The following is a 16,690-nucleotide window of genomic DNA, read 5'->3' on the forward strand; positions in this document are numbered from 1 at the left end:
ATGCGTGAAACACATCTGGAAGACGGCAAATGGTGGGTCAGCCCGTACAATTTCGAGGCCGATGTACGCGGTGAACTGAACCTCCCCAAAAAGGTCGAGATCCACGATGCCACCCTGCGCGACGGCGAACAGACGCCGGGCGTGGTCTTTTCGGTCGACGACAAGATCGAGATCGCGACCAAGCTGAACGAGCTGGGTGTCGACCGGATCGAGGCAGGCATGCCCGCTGTCTCCCCGCAGGACCAACAGGCGATCACCGAAATCTCCAAACTTGGCCTCGATTCCAAGATCTTCACCTTCGCACGCGCGATGATGAAAGACATCGACATGGCGCTGGAATGTGGCGCGGATGGTGTCGTGATCGAGGTCCCGATTGGCTACCCGAAACTGGTCACGCAATTTGGCTGGACCTGGAAAGACGTCGCCGAAAAAACCGCGCCGGTCATCAACTACGCACGCGAGAATGGCCTGCACGCGCTGTTCTTTCCCTATGACACGACCCGCGCGCGCAAAAGCGATCTGACCAACCTGTGCAACTACATCATGGACAACGCGCCGCCCGACAGCATCGGCATCGTGGATACCATGGGCTGCGCGACGCCAGAGGCGATCAAACATATGGTGCGTTGGGTCAATGACATGACCGGCCTGCCTATCGAAATTCACACCCACAACGACTTTGGCATGGGCGTCGCCACCGAACTGGCCGCCGTGACCGCAGGCGCGGTCTGCGTGCACAGCTGTGCCAACGGTCTGGGCGAACGCACCGGCAATGCCGCCCTCGAAGAACTGATGATGGGGCTGCACCTGCTCTACGGCTATGACACCAACTACAAGCTGGAAAAGATCCCCGAACTGGCCGCGATGATCTCCGAGAAATCCAACATCCCGATCGCCCGCAACAAGCCGGTGCTGGGCCACGGCAATTTCATCCGCGAGTCTGGTATCGGCATCAACTACGTGATGAATGACCCGCTGGTCATGTTCGCCACCCACCCCGCGTTGACCGGCAAAACAGGCGAGGTCGTGCTGGGCAAAAAGTCCGGCAAGGCGTCGATCATCTACAAGATGGGAGAGCTAGGCCTGGGCGAATTGGAGGACGACAAGATCGCCGCAATCCTGGACGAAGTGAAAACAACCGGGATTGCCAAACGGGACGTACTGACAGATGAGGAGTTCGTGAATATCGTGTCGGCAGTCAAGACCGGCTGATCGGTAAGGAACAGCATGTACCTTGGAACTGACCCCAAGAACCAAACGCTAGAAAACTCGGCCACCCGTGTGGCCTACAACCGGTTGCGGCGGATGATCGTGACCGGGGCACTGGCGCCTGGGGTCAAACTCAAGATCGACAATCTCAAAGACGTGCTTGAGCTCGGTGCCTCTCCGATCCGAGAGGCGCTGAGCCTGCTGACATCCGATCAACTCGTGGTCCGCCTCGATCAACGCGGCTTCAGAACCGCCGAGACCAGTCGCGAGAACTTCGAGGAAATCCTCGAATTGCGCTGCACCCTCGAAGGCAAGGCCCTGCGTCAGAGCATGGAAAACGCCTCCGACGATCACAACGAGGCCCTGATCCTCGCGCACCACAGAATGACGCGCGCCGAGCGGTCGGACCATGAGAACTTCGAACGCCACCACAAAGATTTCCACATGGCGCTGATCAGCAATTGCGGCTCGCCATTGCTGATGCGCTTTTGTGACCAACTCTATGATCTGAACATCCGCTACCGCTACATCGCGGGCGCCTCATCGAACTATGATGGCCGCAGTGTCGACGCGGAACACCAGCACATCCTCGACGCCGTCCTCGGCGGCGATGCCCAAAGCGCCGAAGAGCAACTGGTCGCCCACTACCGCGTCACCGGGTCCTTCCTGTCAAAACGCTTCGCCTAGGCCGCCCACTTGCGGCACCAAAGAACCGAACGGGATCAATTGCCGGGCCAATCCCAGCCCCGTGACCCCACCCAAGCGGCGATCACAGGTCCCAACGAAACCCCGTCGCCTCTTCGGACACGTCCCACAGCTTGGACATGACCGCCTTGTCATAGGCGTGGGGGTTCAGCGTCCCCTTGCCAACCGGACCACCCGTTTGCATCATCCCCGTAGGACCATAAAGCGCCCGCTGTTCCAGTCCGTCCTCGGTCGCACACATGACTTCGGGATAGGCACCCTTTGCCGCCGTTTGAACCATCGGCGTCTTGCTCATCAACCACCAGGTCAACCGCGTCACCAACCCGCCACTGGTGCTGATCAGCGATGTCGCCGATGCACCGGGGTGACACACATAGACCTGAACCTGCCTGCCCGCCGCTGCGACACGGTCTTGCAATTCATAGGCAAACATCATCTGCGCCAGCTTGCTCTGGCTGTAGACCGCGTTGGCGCTATAGTTCTTGTCCCAATTCATGTCGCCAAACTGGATCGTCTTGATCCCCATGTTATAGCCAAGGCTGGCGACAACGACGATGCGGCCCTTGCTGGCCTCGATCCGGTCAAACAGCATCCCGCACAGCACGAAATGACCATAGTGGTTTGTGCCAAGCTGGCTCTCGAACCCATCAACGGTCAACGTTTGTGTCGGCACCTGCGCGATTGCGGCGTTGCAGATCACCGCGTCAATCTGCGGAATGGTTTGTCTGACCTCCTCTGCGGCGGCCCGGACGCTGGCCAGATCGGACAGGTCCATGCGGACAAAATGCACGTCGGCATCTGCACCAAACTCTTCTTTCAGTGCCGCAACCGCGACGGCGGATTTCTCTGCACTGCGGTTCAGCATCACCACCTTCGCGCCCTTCGACAAAAAGGTGCGCGCGGCCTGAAACCCCGTGCCCGCGTTGGCGCCCGTGATCACATAGGTTTTGCCTGCGCGTGACCCCAGCCGCTCTGGTGTCCAGCCTTTCGGTCCAAATGTCGTATCTGCCATTGCACCTGTCCTTCACTCGCGCGCGTTGCCGCCGCGCCATTGATCGCATCCTGCATTTGTAAATAGTTCTCACCAAACGCCGGAAATAGCCGAATTCATCGCAAATACTTGCCTGATTGTATCAGCCGTGTTGCCGCGACTGGGTGCGCGGCCCTAGACTGGGCGTATGATCAAAGACCGTATCAAACAGCTTATCCAGGACCGCACCGTGCATGACGGTTTGACCGAAACCGGGATAGCAGGGGTGCGGCTGTTTCGGGCGACCCAAGCGATCCCTTGCGTTCCGGCGGTGTATGAACCCAGCGTCGTGGCCATCGTCTGCGGCTCCAAAGAGGCGGTGCTGGACGGTCACCGGTACATCTACGACAACAGCCACTACCTGTGTTGCCCGATGTCGATGCCTGTCAAAGCCGGGACACCCGCCGCCTCCGTCTCCAATCCCCTCTACGGGGTGTTCATCTCGCTCAACCAGCGTGTGATGACCGAACTCGTGTTGGAGATGGAAAATGTCGGTGGCGCCATGGGGCCGGAAAAGGACGCCTTGCGCGCGCAGGGCATCAGGCTGGCAGAGTGGGACGCAGCGTTCGCGGATGCGCTGCTGCGGTTGTTGCAGCTTGGGGCAAATCCAACAGACACGGCGGTTCTTGGCGACGCGCGGCTGCGCGAGCTGTACTACGCGATCCTGCAGGGCGGGGCGGGTCCATTTGCGCGGCGCGCCTTTGGCGCTGGCAACGCCATAGCGCGGTCCATTGCGCATGTGTCGTCCCATCTGGATGCGCCGATTTCGATTGATGACATGGCGACCCGCGCAGGCATGAGCCGCGCCGCTTTTCATCGCAAGTTCAAGCAGGTCACGACAATGGCCCCGATCCAATTCGTCAAATCAATGCGCCTCAACAACGCCGCCATGAAGATGGCAGGCGGCATGACCGTGAACGAGGCCGCCATCGGCGTGGGATACGCCAGCCCCTCCCAATTCAGCCGCGAATTCAAACGCATGTACGGCCAGTCGCCACGACAATGGAGCGACGGACACCGCGTCGTGATTGAGGGCGTGTGAGCGCATGACGCTCTGACGTGCGATAGTCGCCGCGTCATGCAAACTTCATCCCGCTGTAAGACCGGTGTCATGTGCAGACCATCAGATGCGCCAACATGCATCCGATACGGGGAAAACCATGATCATCCGCAATCTCACTTTCACGGCCGCCATTATTGCCGGCGGGCCGCTCTTGGCGGACGGGCACCTGTCCGAGCCAAACGTCGAATACGGCAGCCGCCCGTTCTATCTGATCGACCAGATGGACGACAGCCCGCTCAAGGAAAAGCTGCTCTCGTGTTCTGCGCAGACGCCGGAACGGTCGCTGTTCTCCATCGGGCACCGTGGTGCGCCGCTGATGTTCCCCGAGCATACGGTGGAAAGCAACGTCGCCGCCGCGCGGCAGGGCGCGGGTATTCTGGAGTGTGACGTGACATTTACCGCCGATCAGGCGTTGGTGTGCCGTCACGCGCAAAATGACCTGCACACGACGACCAATATCGTCGTCTCGGACCTGGCAGACAAATGCGTGACCGGCTTCACGCCTGCGTCGGGCGACGCGGGTGCTGTGGCCGAGTGCCGTACCTCTGAGTTGACACTCGCCGAGTTCCGCACCCTGACGCCCAAGATGGACGCGGCCAACAAGGCGGCCACAACTGCGGAGGCATATCTTGATGGCACCGCGGGCTGGCGCACCGATCTGTTCGCGGACAACACCACGTTGATGACCCACGCGGAATCGATCGAGGTGTTCCGCGCCCTTGGCGCCAAGTTCACACCCGAACTGAAATCGCCCTCGGTCGACATGCCCTTCAACGGCTTCAGCCAACAAGACTATGCGCAAAAGCTGGTGGACGAATACAAGGCGGCGGGCGTGCCTGCGTCCGACGTTTGGCTCCAGTCGTTCAATCTGGACGATGTGCTTTACTGGGTCGAGAACGAGCCGGAGTTCGGCAAACAGGCGGTTTACCTCGACGACAGCTATGATGTCGAAGGGTTCGACGCCAACGATCCGACCACCTATCCCGACACCATGGACAGCCTCTACGCACGCGGCGTCCGTTATATCGCACCGCCGATGTGGATGCTTGTCACTCTGGATGGCGACCAGATTGTCCCGTCCGCCTACGCCAAGGAAGCCAAGGCCGCCGGTCTGAAAATCATCACCTGGACGCTGGAACGCTCGGGGCCGCTGAAAACGGGTGGTGGCTGGTACTTCCAGTCGACGGCCGATGTCATTGACAACGATGGCGACTATTACGAGGTGCTGCACGTGCTGGCACAAGACGTCGGCATCGAAGGCATCTTCTCGGATTGGCCCGCGACCGTGACCTACTATGCGAACTGCTTTGGCTTGAACTGAGCTGGGCAAATGTCCCGGCGCGCCCATGTTGGCGCGCCGGTCAAGGTCGCAAAGTTGCCGACGACCCGCCTAGACCGTTGCCATCGTCAGCAGCAGATAGGCCAGAACCATCGATCCCATCGAGCCGCCGACAAAGCCAAGGATGCGCAGGAACGGAATCCCGGTGTAATACAGCACCATGAACGCCGCGCGGCCTGCAATGATGATCAGCGTCACCCATTCAGCGGTTGCACCCGTCAGGCCCGTCATCTGCCCTGCGATCAAGAGCGGGACAATGTAGGCGGCGGATTCAACCTGATTCTGATAGGCACGCTGGATGCGCAACCCAAGCGGCGACTTCTGCACAGCGGGGCGATTGGACGAAAACCCAAAGCCAAAGCCCTGGGTGGCGTAGGTGTACATGATCTCCAGACCAACGGCCAAAAGCGTGATGATGGCAAAGGAGACAAGAGCGGTTGTGAATGTCATTATGTGTTCCAATCCTTGAGGGGTAGGGCGGCAGAGGACCTGCCGCTGCTCGTTTCACTGCGCGGCAAGCGCGTTCAGCCAGTCGGCGCTGATACGTCCGATGGCCACGGGCTGGTCCTCCTGCGCAAAGTGCAGGCCCGCCCCGCCGTAACGGATGTCGATGTTGCTGAAATGCGCCCCGATCCAATGGGCGACCTGAGGCGGGATCAGGACACCGGGATCGAAGTAGATCAACAGCTTGGGCGTCTCGGAGGTTGTCAGCCACGCATTGTTGGCCTCGAACACCGCAACATTGCGCGCAGGCGCACCGCCAATCGGCAGCTCATTCGGCCACATCAGCAACGGCTTGCGATCCGCCTCATTCAGGAACGGCGCGCGGTAGGTGTCCATTTCCTCCGCACGCAAGGGGCGCAACACCGATGTTGGCAAAATCTGTTCGATGAACACGTTCTGCTTGATCAACAACTCCGGCCCTGCCTCTGCATCACGAAAGGCCCGGAACGTGTCGGCAAAAGGGCCAAACGCGCTGATGTCGTCCATCGGAAAGACAGGGGCCACCAGGGCCTCCATAAAGATCACGGCCTTGATGCGGTCCGGGTTCTCGCGCGCCCAGGTCAGCCCCAGAACCGATCCCCAATCGTGGATCACAAGCGTCACGTCAGACAGCTCAAGCGCATCCATGAACCCGTCGATGTAAGCGTAGTGGTCCTGAAAGGTGTAGCCGAGGTCCGGCTTGTCCGATTGGCCAAAGCCAATCAGGTCGGGCGCAATGACCTGACCCTGATCCTCCAGAAACGGCATCACGTTGCGCCACAGGTAAGAGGATGTCGGCTGCCCATGCAAAAAGACAATCGGATCCCCGGACCCGGCCGTCAGATAGTGCATTTGCGATCCGTTGACCGTGACAAATTCCGAGGCCTGCGGCGCTTTGATGGCGATGCGGGGGTCCAGGTCAGAACCGCCCTGCGCAAGCATTGATGTTGTCCAAAGCACCATGACGGCGCAGAACGCATAGAGATGTTTCATTGGGTTTTCCTTTCAGACCGTCGTCAAACACGCGGCTTTACTTTGAGGGTGTCGGGGGCCGCCTTGTTCATCAGCATGCCCCACATGCCGGCACTCATCCCGCGGGTCAGTACACGCCGCCCCATCCAATCCATGACGCGGTTGAGGGTGCCGGGAATGACGATGGGTTTGTTCTGCATCACGCCCTGCAGGGCGGCGCGCACGACGGGCCGGGTCTTCATCGGCGGCATGGGCATCGTCTTGAGATCGATGTCCGTTCTGTCCGTAAAGGCGGGCGTTTTCGTGGGCCCCGGCACCAGAACCGTGGAATGAATGCCCGTGCCTTGCAGCTCGCTGTTCAGCGCCGCGCCCAGGTTCATCACATAGGCCTTGGCCCCGGCATAGTTCGCCAGCAACGGCGTCGCCTGAAGGCTGGCAGTCGAGGACACAAAGATCAGACCCGCCGTCTTGCGCTTTTCCATGAAGAGGGTGCCGAACCCATGCGCCATGTCCAGATGCGACGCCGCATTCAGGCGCTGCATCGCCTGCAAATCGGGCAAGGGGATGCGCAGCAATGCGCCCATGTGATCGGCACCGGCGTTGGACACGATCAGGCCCAGATCAATGTCTGCAATGGCTGTTTTCAGCGGGGCCAGAAACCCCGGATCGCTCAGATCCAGCGCGATGGTGCGTGTCTGGATGCCCGACCGTTTGGACAGGCTGGCCGCCACACCATCAAGCGCATCCTGACAGCGCGACACGAGCACAAGGTTCATGCCCATATCCGCCAGTTGATCCGCAAATTCGCGCCCAATGCCTGATGTGGCCCCGGTGACCATGGCCCAGGGGCCAAAACGGGAAAGGAATGCTGTCTTGTTCATATCACCACCCCCTCAGGACACAGCCACAAAGCCGCCGCCGTAGCGGTCGACAAGGTTCTGCAACCCCGGCTTCATGTAACGGTTCACAAGCCGTGGCACGCCGACCTGACCCATAAGGCCCTTGCGCCAGTACTGCCGCCACACCAGCAGGCTCTTGCCGCCCTGCACCGGTTCGACTGTGAAAACGCCCAGATGATCCGAGATGGGGACAAGGACGTTCGAGCGGTCCTTGTTGATCGAATAGGCATAGGCGTCGCGACCATTGTCATAGGGAATGTCCTCGGTCAGCAGATCCCCCTCGAACTCGCATTGGCGGGTCAAGAGCGGCGCAAAGCTGCGGTTGGTTGATGTCGGCTCCAGCACATAGGCGCGTGCGATGCCGGGGAACCATTCGTTGAGCCGGATGTGAGAGCCGACCAATTCCCAGACCGACGACGGGGCTGCGTCCAGTTGCAGGGCAAAGGTCTGGTCCAATGCGGCACTGGTGACGGTGTCGACCCGGAAATTTCCAATGGTGCGTTGGTCATGCGGGAATCTGCTGCCAAGCGCGAACGCCTGCCCTGCGATGGATGCGGCAAGGGCGGCACCGCTCCCCATCAAAATGTCTCTGCGTGTGATCATGGGTTATGTCCTTTTCTGGAGGTTTCGGGGGGCTTGGTCGGCCGTCAGAAAATCGCCGCGCGCTTCGGTGAACGACGTCGCCGCGTCATTGCGAAAGGCCGTCGCGCCGTCCGGCAGCCAGTCGTTGTCCATTTCCTTTGCAACGGCATTCGGGGCCGAAATGAACCGGCCCTCGTGATGAATCAGATCGACGAACACGTCGGCCTTGTAGGCAGATGCCAGCTCTGCCGCCGTCTGCGTGTCGCTGCCCAGGATCGACACCACATAGAGCGGCGAGGGCCCGTTTTGCGCCAGTGCTGGCATGGCAAAGCTGGCGACAAGGACGGGGACGGCAATGGAATAGACAAGTTGCATGAGGACGCTCCTGTTGGGTGTGCGTTGGCACAGCGGTGCCATGCGCCGGCACGGGGACCGACGGCGTTGGTTTCGAATTTTTCAGGTGTCAGGTCGTGGCGGTCAGATGCCCTTGATACGTCCGCTTGTGCCGCCCAACGCGTGGGCCAACGTCGCCAATGCCCTGAGACCCAGAGGGTCGACGGTGGTCATGTCATTCAATGGCTTCCTCCTTATACCAACCGGTTGGTTATTTTCCGGCCAAAATTTTTACCCGATGAGATACCGCCGCGCGCGATCCGCTCCATCAAGTATCGCCTGGGGGCTTTTGGTGAGCTTTGACGTCACCAGCGTTGCATTCATGTTGTCCTGCAAATCTGTGGCAAGCTGTGCCGCTGGCAGGTCATGCACCAGCTTGCCCGACGCGGCGAGGTCCTCGACAATCCGGGCGTAATAACCTTCAAAGACCGCAAAGGCCTTGTTGACGGCTTCACGCACGCCGTCACTGCTCACGGCCAACTCCACGCCGATATTAACAAACGGGCAGCCCCGCATCCGCCCATCCGCCTCATAGAGCGATTTGTGGCTTTGGTAGATGCGTTGATAAATCGACTGAAGACGCTCCAGAGGATCAGAAAACGCCTCAAAACTCTCCTTGAAAACCCAGCCCTCCGTGCGTTCAAGCGCACGGCCCACAGCCGCGATGGCAATGGCCTCCTTGGAGCGGTAGTGCTGGTATACCGTGGCCTTGTTCATGCCCGCGGCATCGCTCAGGGCATTCATGTTCGTGGCATGATAGCTCGACGTCCAGAACAACTCGATTGCCGCGTCCAGGATCTGGGTTTTGGTCTCTTGCGTGGTCATGCGAGACCAATAACCAACCGGTTAGTCTGAGTCCAGCTTTCCCTTGATCACCTGTCTGTGAGCGCTCAACGCCGCCACCGCGCCTGTCCTTCGGTCGCTTGACCGCCCAAGCACGCTCCCCAAACTGCCACAGCATTTTCGCCGAAATCATTGCTCAGTTTTTCCGGACAGTGCTCGATGAAAATCCGGCTAGACTGCGGCAAACAAATCCCGAGGTCGCGATGTTCGAAGGTTTTAGAGAAGAGGTCGTACAGGGCGACGGCGTGGACATATTCGTCCGTCACGCCGGGCCACGCGACGCGCCGGGGCTGATGTTGCTGCATGGCTATCCGCAGACGTCCGCGATGTGGCACCGCGTGGCGCCGCGGCTCACCGCGAATTACCATGTCATCTGTCCCGACCTGCGTGGTTACGGTCGCTCGGGCAAACCGGACACCGACGCGGATCACACGCCCTATTCCAAACGCGTCATGGCCCGCGACATGATCCACGTCATGGGCCATTTTGGACATCGCCGGTTTTTTCTGGGCGCGCATGATCGTGGCGCGCGTGTGGCGCACCGGTTGGCGCTGGATTTCGAGGACCGTGTGAACGCGATGGTGCTCTTGGACATTGCCCCCACCCGCGAGATGTACCGCGACGCGGGAACAGCCTTCGCCACGGCCTACTGGCACTGGTATTTCTTGATCCAGGCGCACCCGCTGCCGGAACAGATCATCGGCACTGACCCCCAATCGTTCTGGAAACTGAAATGCCTCAATCAGGCCAAGGGCGGCAATCCATTCGCGGCGGATGCGCTGGCGGAATATCTGGACGCCTTCAGCACCAAGGCCGCCATCCACGCCTCCTGCGAGGATTACCGCGCTGCGGCCACCATAGACATCCAGCACGACGATGAAGACTGCGGCCGCAAATTTGCGACGCCCACGCGGGTCTTTTGGGCCAAGCGTGGTGCAATTGCGGCCTGCTTTGACGCGCTGGCCCTGTGGCGCGAACGCGCGGCCCATGTGGACGGCGAGATGCTGGATGCCACGCATTACATGGCCGAAGAAATCCCCCAGGACATCGCCACCCGGATGGCGGATTTCTTTGCCCTGCACACCGCAACAGAGGCCAAAGCATGAGCCGCACGCTCTATGACAAGCTGGTCGATGCCCACAAGGTCTGCGATCTGCCCGACGGCGACATGCTGGTCTATGTCGATTTCCACATCATGAACGAATACACCAGCCCACAGGCGTTCTCCGGCCTCGACCACAAGGGCCTCAAGGTCTGGCGTCCCCAGGCGCACCTGTCCGTGGTCGACCACGTGAACGCCACACGCCAGCGCGACCCGCATGATGCGGCGTCCAAGCTCCTTATCGACAATCTCGAGGCCAACTGCCGCAAGCACGGCATCGCTTTTTACGGGTTGGGCGACCCGCGCCAAGGCATTGAACACGTCGTCGTGCCGGAACAGGGGCTCGTGGCACCGGGGATGCTCATCGTATGCGGCGACAGCCACACGACCACCTACGGCGCGTTCGGGGCCTTGGGGTTCGGCATCGGCACCTCCGAGGTCGAACACGTTCTGGCGACGCAAACGCTCCGCTACAAACGGCTCAGGACCATGCGGGTCAATGTCGAAGGTGCTTTGGCACCGGGCGTAACGGCCAAGGACATCATCATGCAAGTTGTCCAAGTCGTTGGCGCAGGCGGTGCCAACGGGTTTGCCGTGGAATTCACCGGCAACACCATCTTTGCGCAGTCCATGGCGGGCCGGATGACCATCTGCAACATGGCTGTCGAACTGGGCGCGCGGGCAGCCCTGATTGCCGCCGACCAGACCGCTTTAACGCCGCCTCGACCGGGCTGCGCTACGACGCAGAAACCTGGGCCTCGGACGCGGGCGCCACCTATGACGCGACCTATGACATCGACGCCGCCACAATCGCACCGCTGGTCAGTTGGGGGACAAGCCCGGATCAATCGGTTGCCATCGACGGCACCGTGCCCGACACCAGCACCGCCACCACACCCAAGGCGCAACAGGCCCTCGCACGCGCGCTGGACTACATGGGGCTGGAACCCGGCCAGCCGGTCACCGACATCCGCATCGACAGCGCCTTTATCGGGTCATGCACCAACAGCCGTATCGAGGATCTTCGCGCCGCGGCGTCTGTAATCCGGGGCCGCACCGTCGCCCCCGGCGTGAACGCGATTGTCGTGCCCGGATCGGCCATGACGAGACTTCAGGCCGAAGCCGAAGGTCTGGATACCATTTTCACAGAGGCCGGTTTTGACTGGCGACCAGAGAGCGGCTGTTCGATGTGTCTGGCCATGAACGACGACATCGCCATGGACGGCGAGCGCGTCGCCTCGTCGACCAACCGCAACTTTGAGGGACGTCAGGGGCGCGGGGCGCGCACCCATCTGATGAGCCCCGCCATGGTCGCCGCCGCCGCCCTGTCCGGGCATCTGGCTGACGTGCGCGATTTCGAGAAAGGGACCGACTGATGCCCAGAACGCTGAATGGCCTTGCCGCCGCACTCCCGCTCGCCAATGTCGACACCGACGTGATCATGCCCAAACGGTTTCTGGTGACCATCACCCGCGAGGGCCTCGCCGATGGGGCGCTGGCCGATCTGAGGTTCGACGAGACGGGCAAAAAACACCCGGATTTCGTGCTGAACAAACCCCCGTGGAACAACGCATCGATCCTGATCGTGGGTGACAACTTTGGCTGCGGGTCCAGCCGTGAACACGCCGTATGGGGGCTGATGCAATACGGTGTCCACGCGATCATCGGGACCAGCTTTGCGGGCATCTTCTTTGACAATGCGCGCAAGAACGGGCTGGCCCTGCCCATCATCACAGCGGACATCCGCGACCGGTTGCTTGCACTGGCGGACCATCCCGACGGGCTGCACATCACCATCGACATCACGGCGCGGCAATTGTCCCACGGCAACGAGACGCTGGATTTCACAATGGATGATGCAACCCGCGCCGCTTTGTTGGAAGATCGCGATGACACGCTGGACAGCCTGAAACACGCCGACGCGATCCGCCAATTCGAGGCGGGTCTGACCGAAACCATGCGTGTGACCGTGGCGCAATAGTCCGGCAAACGGGGGCAATTTGGAACTCAGACAGCTAGAGTGTTTCGTCGCGGTCGCCGAGGAATTGCACTTCCGCAAGGCAAGCGAACGGCTGGGGCTTAGCTCCTCCGCCCTGTCGGATCGGATCACCGCGCTCGAAACCGAACTTGGCGCGCCCCTGTTGTTCCGAACCACGCGACAGGTCAGCCTGACACAGGCGGGTGCCGAATTGCTGCGCGATGCGAAAAAGATCCTGTCAGACGTCGAAACGTCGGTCGCATCTGTCCGCCACATGTCTGCAACCGATCTCCGGACGTTGCGGATCAGCGGCGTGGACGAAGCGATCTCAATGCTCTTGCCTCAGGCCCTGGCCAGGTTCCGCGCGCGGCACCTCAATGTACACGCGCAAATCCTCGAAATATCCGGCTCCGATTTCCATGCCCAACAGCTTGCCAGCTATCATACGGACATCGCCTTCATTCGCACGCCCTCCCAAGAGGATTTCGTCACCAGCCGCCTTCTCTACAGTCAAAGCGTGGTGGTGGTGACGTCGGAAAACCATCCGCTCGCCACCAGACACCACCTCGGCCCCGCCGATTTGCTGGACGAGCCCATTGTCGGCTATCCAAAACACGCGCGCCCGATCCTGCACGAAATGCTGTGGCAGGGGTTCCGCGCGCTGGGCCGGCAGCCCAACATCGTGTGCGAAGTGATCGACAAATCCACGTTGCTGCAATTTGTCCTGCACGGGCTTGGCATCGCACTGGCCCCGGCTTGGGTCCAAACCATCGCACCGCGCGGCCTGTCGTTTGTGCCGTTTGATCACAGCCAGAATGGGATCGACCTTTATGTCGCCTATCGCAAGACCGGCAACAGCGCATTGATCGCAGAGTTCGTGGACGCCGTAACCGCCGTCGCCAGCCAAAACGCCCGCGAAAATGAAAATTCCGGCTAGGGTCTGCGCGCGCTATGTGGCCCGCCCCGAAACCCTTAGCCAAAAGTTACCGTGCGGTTTCAAATATGAACGCCCGTCAGGTGTTAACGGGGTATGAACGCAAGTCCCGGACCAAAACCGTGCAGTTTGGCGGCAAAACTGCACAATTTGCTCAAAATCGCTAAATCCAGCCGTCTCAGGCGGGTGGGAAACGTACAAATGTCGCCTGAAACTGTACGTTTTGCCCGATCTGAACCACCGTACGGTGCATTAACGCCGGGGGGTTCCCAAGGCGTCCATCCCCTGCCAAACTCACCGAAACGGATACATCCACACCTTGTAGTCAGCGACCAGAATATGCGCCCGATTGATCTCTTCCTGCGTCATTTTCTTGACCACCTCTTCCAGCGAAATGGCCGCGTCCGGGTCGCCGCCGATGGCGGACAGCGTGTACCACATATAGGCGCGCACAAGGTCCGGGGCGGGCATGCCGCGCCCAACCTCATAGTACCATCCGACACCGCTCTGCGCGCCGGGATGCCCCTTCATGGACGACCGCAAATACCATTCGAACGCCCGCTCGTCGTCGCGCTCGACCCCAAGGCCAAGGGCGTACATCACGCCGATCAGTTCCTCGGCATCCGCATTGCCCGACCGCGCCGCGGGCCACAGCGCCTCATAGGCCGCCTCATAGGCACCAGCCTCCATCAAATCGCGGGCTTCCTCGATTTCGGCAAAGGCAGGAAAGCCAAGAAAACAAAGGGCTATGGCAAGTTTGCGCATGTCATTCTCCTCGCTGCATCCCCGGCCTTTGCCCAAGGGCTCCCGCAGCCTTTGACGTCGGATGATTTCATCACCGTGGATCCGGCGCAAGCCAAACTGGGGCAGTTGCTGTTCTATGATCGCATCCTGTCGGGCAACCGCAATATCGCCTGTTCGACCTGTCACCACCCCGATCTTGGCACCGCTGATGGTCTGAGCCTGGGCATCGGCGAAGGGGGCGAAGGTCTGGGCCCGCACCGCACCGCTGGCGTGGGCGATGACCGTATCCGCAAGCGCATCCCGCGCAACGCGCCGGGCCTGTGGAATCTGGGAGCGCGCGACCTGCACACGATGTTCCACGATGGCCGCCTCAGCGTGGCGGACACCTACGAGAACGGCTTCAATTCCCCGGCCGAGGAGTGGCTGCCCGAAGGTCTGGATAACCTATTGGCCGCACAGGCTATTTTTCCACTGGTGGCCCAGTTTGAGATGGCCGGAAATCCCAAGGAAAACGAGGTCGCAGGCGCGGTGCACAACCGCATAGATTACGCTTGGCCGATCCTGACTGACCGGGTGCGCCACATCCCCGCCTATGCCGAAGGGTTCGCAGGCGCCTTCCCCCATATCGACACCGCCACCGACATCACCATCGCCGATATTGCCAACGCGCTCAGCGCGTTCATGATCTGGGAATGGACCAGTTTCGACAGCCCGTTTGATGCCCATCTGGCCGGACATCCCAGCGCCCTGACCGAAGCCGAGAAACAGGGCATGGCGCTGTTCTATGGCAAGGCAGATTGCGCAAGCTGTCACGCCGGTCCGCTGATGACCGATCAGAAGTTTCACGCGCTTGGCCTGCCGCCGTTTGGACCGGGCCGCACGCGCCGTTTTGACCCCATGGTGCGCGATGTCGGTCGGATGGGCGAAAGCGATGCGCTCGAGGACGCCTATGCCTTCAAAACGCCCATGCTGCGCAATGTGGCCCTGACCGCACCCTACGGTCACAACGGGGCCTATCCGACGCTCGAAGGGATTGTGCGCCACCACCTTGCGCCGCTGGACATGCTGGATGCCTGGACGCGCGACATGGCCAACCTGCCGGACGTGCCGTGGCTCTCTGGCATTGACTTCATGGTTTGGCAGGACCGTCTCGAAATGGCGCGCCTGCGCGCGGCAGTGCCGATGACGAACATCCAGATGTCAGATGCGGAAGTCACTCAGATCGTTGCGTTTTTAGGGGCTTTGACGGGCGAAACAGCGCGCGATGGCCCTCTGGGCATCCCCGCATCCGTGCCCAGCGGATTGCCCGTTGATGGCCGCATCACGCCTTGAAACGGGCCCGCCAACGGGGGCCGGGCGCATGCGATATGTCTTGACTCAAACCGGTGATCCGATTTTGTTGACGTATCAACTAATTGCTCTGGCGACACGTCGTCGGGTCTGGGAGGACAAGCGATGAAGGATATTTTCAAAACACTGTTGGGTGCGGCGGCCGTGGCTTTGGCGGCGACAACGACGCTGGCTGCGGACTGGACACCGCCGGGCCCGATCAAGCTGATGATTGCGTTTCGTGCCGGTGGCGGCGCGGACACACAGGCCCGCCTGATCGCCGAAGAGTTGGAGAAACGGCACGGTTGGAAAATCATTCCCGAACAGGTCACCGGCAAGGGCGGGTTGAACCTCGCCGCCGTGCTCAAGGACGCGCCTGCGGATGGCACCGTGATCGGCATGGCTGTGACCGAGACGTTTGGCTACAACATGGCTGCGGCGGACGCGGGCATGAAGCCTGGCGATTTCACCGGTATCACCACCACAGCCGGGTTTCAGATGGGCGTGGTGTCGCTCAGCTCCAAGGGGTGGACGACCATCGGTGACGCCGTGGCCGCAGCCAAGGGCGGTGAGGCGTTGCGCTTTGGCGCGATGAGCCCACGACTGGCCGACCTGGCCTATCTCCTGGGCAAGGCCCAGGGTGTCACGTTCAACATCGTCGAAGTGCGCGGTGGCAAGGCGGTGATGGACGGCGTGAACGCGGGTGATCTCGACCTTGGTTTTATGGCCGGTATCCAGTCCAAAGGCGTCGCAGCAGGTGATCTGGTCAACCTCGCATCGGCACTGTCCGTACCACTGAACCAGACGCCGGATGCGCCCACATTTGCGGACCTCGGCGTCGATTTCAACTCGGATGGCCAGTTCCTGTTTGCCGGTCCCGCCGGTATGTCCGCCGAGGCACAGGCCGCCATGTCCGCCGCTATTGCCGAGATCATTTCGGACCCCGACACCGGAGCGGGCGCGTTGATTGCCAAGGCATTTGGCGGACCCTTGATCGTGTCCGGTGCGGCGTTGCAGGCGCAATTGGCCGCCGATTTCGATGCGTCTGGTGCGCTTTTGGCGGCGGCGTCAGAATAGGCTAGGGT

General features: G+C 60.9%; 17 protein-coding genes and 1 pseudogene. 10 read left to right on the forward strand and 8 right to left on the reverse strand.

The genetic code is table 11. The features are described from left to right. Positions 1-1,212, forward strand: coding sequence for a 2-isopropylmalate synthase (locus Q0936_RS03195; protein ID WP_299138422.1), 1,212 nt, complete (start codon positions 1-3; stop codon positions 1,210-1,212). A 15-nt stretch (positions 1,213-1,227) separates the two neighbouring features. Beyond that, a complete protein-coding gene (locus Q0936_RS03200; protein ID WP_299138419.1) occupies positions 1,228-1,896 on the forward strand; it encodes a GntR family transcriptional regulator in 669 nt (222 codons plus the stop codon). Positions 1,897-1,978: 82 nt separating this feature from the next. Here the strand turns inward: Q0936_RS03200 and Q0936_RS03205 are convergent, their stop codons facing one another. Next, complete coding sequence (locus Q0936_RS03205; RefSeq protein WP_299292869.1) at positions 1,979-2,926, reverse strand: SDR family oxidoreductase; 948 nt, start codon at positions 2,924-2,926, stop codon at positions 1,979-1,981. A gap of 166 nt (positions 2,927-3,092) precedes the next feature. On the opposite strand from Q0936_RS03205, the gene Q0936_RS03210 reads away from it, so the two are divergent. Both Q0936_RS03210 and Q0936_RS03215 read left to right on the forward strand, forming a co-directional pair. Then, positions 3,093-3,986 (forward strand): AraC family transcriptional regulator, encoded by an 894-nt coding sequence (locus tag Q0936_RS03210; protein WP_299292871.1) that lies wholly within the window; start codon positions 3,093-3,095, stop codon positions 3,984-3,986. A gap of 118 nt (positions 3,987-4,104) precedes the next feature. Then, a complete protein-coding gene (locus Q0936_RS03215) occupies positions 4,105-5,328 on the forward strand; it encodes a glycerophosphodiester phosphodiesterase family protein (protein WP_299292873.1) in 1,224 nt (407 codons plus the stop codon). Positions 5,329-5,397: 69 nt separating this feature from the next. Here the strand turns inward: Q0936_RS03215 and Q0936_RS03220 are convergent, their stop codons facing one another. From Q0936_RS03220 to Q0936_RS03245, 6 genes are all read right to left on the reverse strand, one after another. Then, complete coding sequence (locus tag Q0936_RS03220; protein WP_299292875.1) at positions 5,398-5,796, reverse strand: MAPEG family protein; 399 nt, start codon at positions 5,794-5,796, stop codon at positions 5,398-5,400. A 54-nt stretch (positions 5,797-5,850) separates the two neighbouring features. Further along, a complete protein-coding gene (locus Q0936_RS03225; protein WP_299292877.1) occupies positions 5,851-6,822 on the reverse strand; it encodes a haloalkane dehalogenase in 972 nt (323 codons plus the stop codon). 23 nt (positions 6,823-6,845) lie between these two features. Then, entirely contained in the window at positions 6,846-7,682 is an 837-nt protein-coding gene (locus Q0936_RS03230) for an SDR family NAD(P)-dependent oxidoreductase (protein ID WP_299292879.1), read from the reverse strand. Positions 7,683-7,694: 12 nt separating this feature from the next. Next, positions 7,695-8,303 carry an SRPBCC family protein gene (locus Q0936_RS03235; protein WP_299292881.1) on the reverse strand — a complete coding sequence of 203 codons (609 nt, stop codon included), beginning with the start codon at positions 8,301-8,303 and terminating at the stop codon, positions 7,695-7,697. A gap of 3 nt (positions 8,304-8,306) precedes the next feature. Beyond that, entirely contained in the window at positions 8,307-8,657 is a 351-nt protein-coding gene (locus Q0936_RS03240; RefSeq protein WP_299292883.1) for a hypothetical protein, read from the reverse strand. Between the two features lie 249 nt (positions 8,658-8,906). After that, positions 8,907-9,500, reverse strand: coding sequence for a TetR/AcrR family transcriptional regulator (locus tag Q0936_RS03245; RefSeq protein WP_299292885.1), 594 nt, complete (start codon positions 9,498-9,500; stop codon positions 8,907-8,909). Between the two features lie 221 nt (positions 9,501-9,721). On the opposite strand from Q0936_RS03245, the gene Q0936_RS03250 reads away from it, so the two are divergent. The 4 genes and pseudogenes from Q0936_RS03250 to Q0936_RS03265 all read left to right on the forward strand — a co-directional run bounded on the left by Q0936_RS03250 (position 9,722) and on the right by Q0936_RS03265 (position 13,535). Next, positions 9,722-10,624: an alpha/beta hydrolase gene (locus tag Q0936_RS03250; RefSeq protein ID WP_299292887.1), complete on the forward strand. Its 903-nt coding sequence runs from the start codon at positions 9,722-9,724 to the stop codon at positions 10,622-10,624. Continuing rightward, positions 10,621-11,996 (forward strand): annotated as a pseudogene (leuC, locus tag Q0936_RS03255) (3-isopropylmalate dehydratase large subunit). Before Q0936_RS03250 ends, leuC begins: the two are co-directional and overlap by 4 nt. Continuing rightward, the gene (leuD, locus tag Q0936_RS03260; protein ID WP_299292889.1) at positions 11,996-12,601 is read left to right on the forward strand and encodes a 3-isopropylmalate dehydratase small subunit; all 606 of its coding nucleotides are present in this window, start codon (positions 11,996-11,998) and stop codon (positions 12,599-12,601) included. The pseudogene leuC and the gene leuD overlap by 1 nt, the downstream one beginning before the upstream one ends. Before the next feature lie 19 nt (positions 12,602-12,620). Then, entirely contained in the window at positions 12,621-13,535 is a 915-nt protein-coding gene (locus Q0936_RS03265) for a LysR family transcriptional regulator (RefSeq protein WP_299292891.1), read from the forward strand. Positions 13,536-13,826: 291 nt separating this feature from the next. Here Q0936_RS03265 and Q0936_RS03270 read toward each other — a convergent pair whose 3' ends face one another. Further along, entirely contained in the window at positions 13,827-14,297 is a 471-nt protein-coding gene (locus Q0936_RS03270; RefSeq protein WP_299292894.1) for a tetratricopeptide repeat protein, read from the reverse strand. A gap of 51 nt (positions 14,298-14,348) precedes the next feature. On the opposite strand from Q0936_RS03270, the gene Q0936_RS03275 reads away from it, so the two are divergent. Together Q0936_RS03275 and Q0936_RS03280 are read left to right on the forward strand one after the other, a co-directional pair. Next, positions 14,349-15,608 carry a cytochrome c peroxidase gene (locus tag Q0936_RS03275; protein WP_299292896.1) on the forward strand — a complete coding sequence of 420 codons (1,260 nt, stop codon included), beginning with the start codon at positions 14,349-14,351 and terminating at the stop codon, positions 15,606-15,608. 123 nt (positions 15,609-15,731) lie between these two features. Further along, positions 15,732-16,682 (forward strand): tripartite tricarboxylate transporter substrate-binding protein, encoded by a 951-nt coding sequence (locus Q0936_RS03280; protein ID WP_299292898.1) that lies wholly within the window; start codon positions 15,732-15,734, stop codon positions 16,680-16,682. The last annotated feature ends 8 nt before the right edge of the window (positions 16,683-16,690 follow it).

This window comes from uncultured Tateyamaria sp. (assembly GCF_947488715.1).
Taxonomy (GTDB): Bacteria; Pseudomonadota; Alphaproteobacteria; order Rhodobacterales; family Rhodobacteraceae; genus Tateyamaria.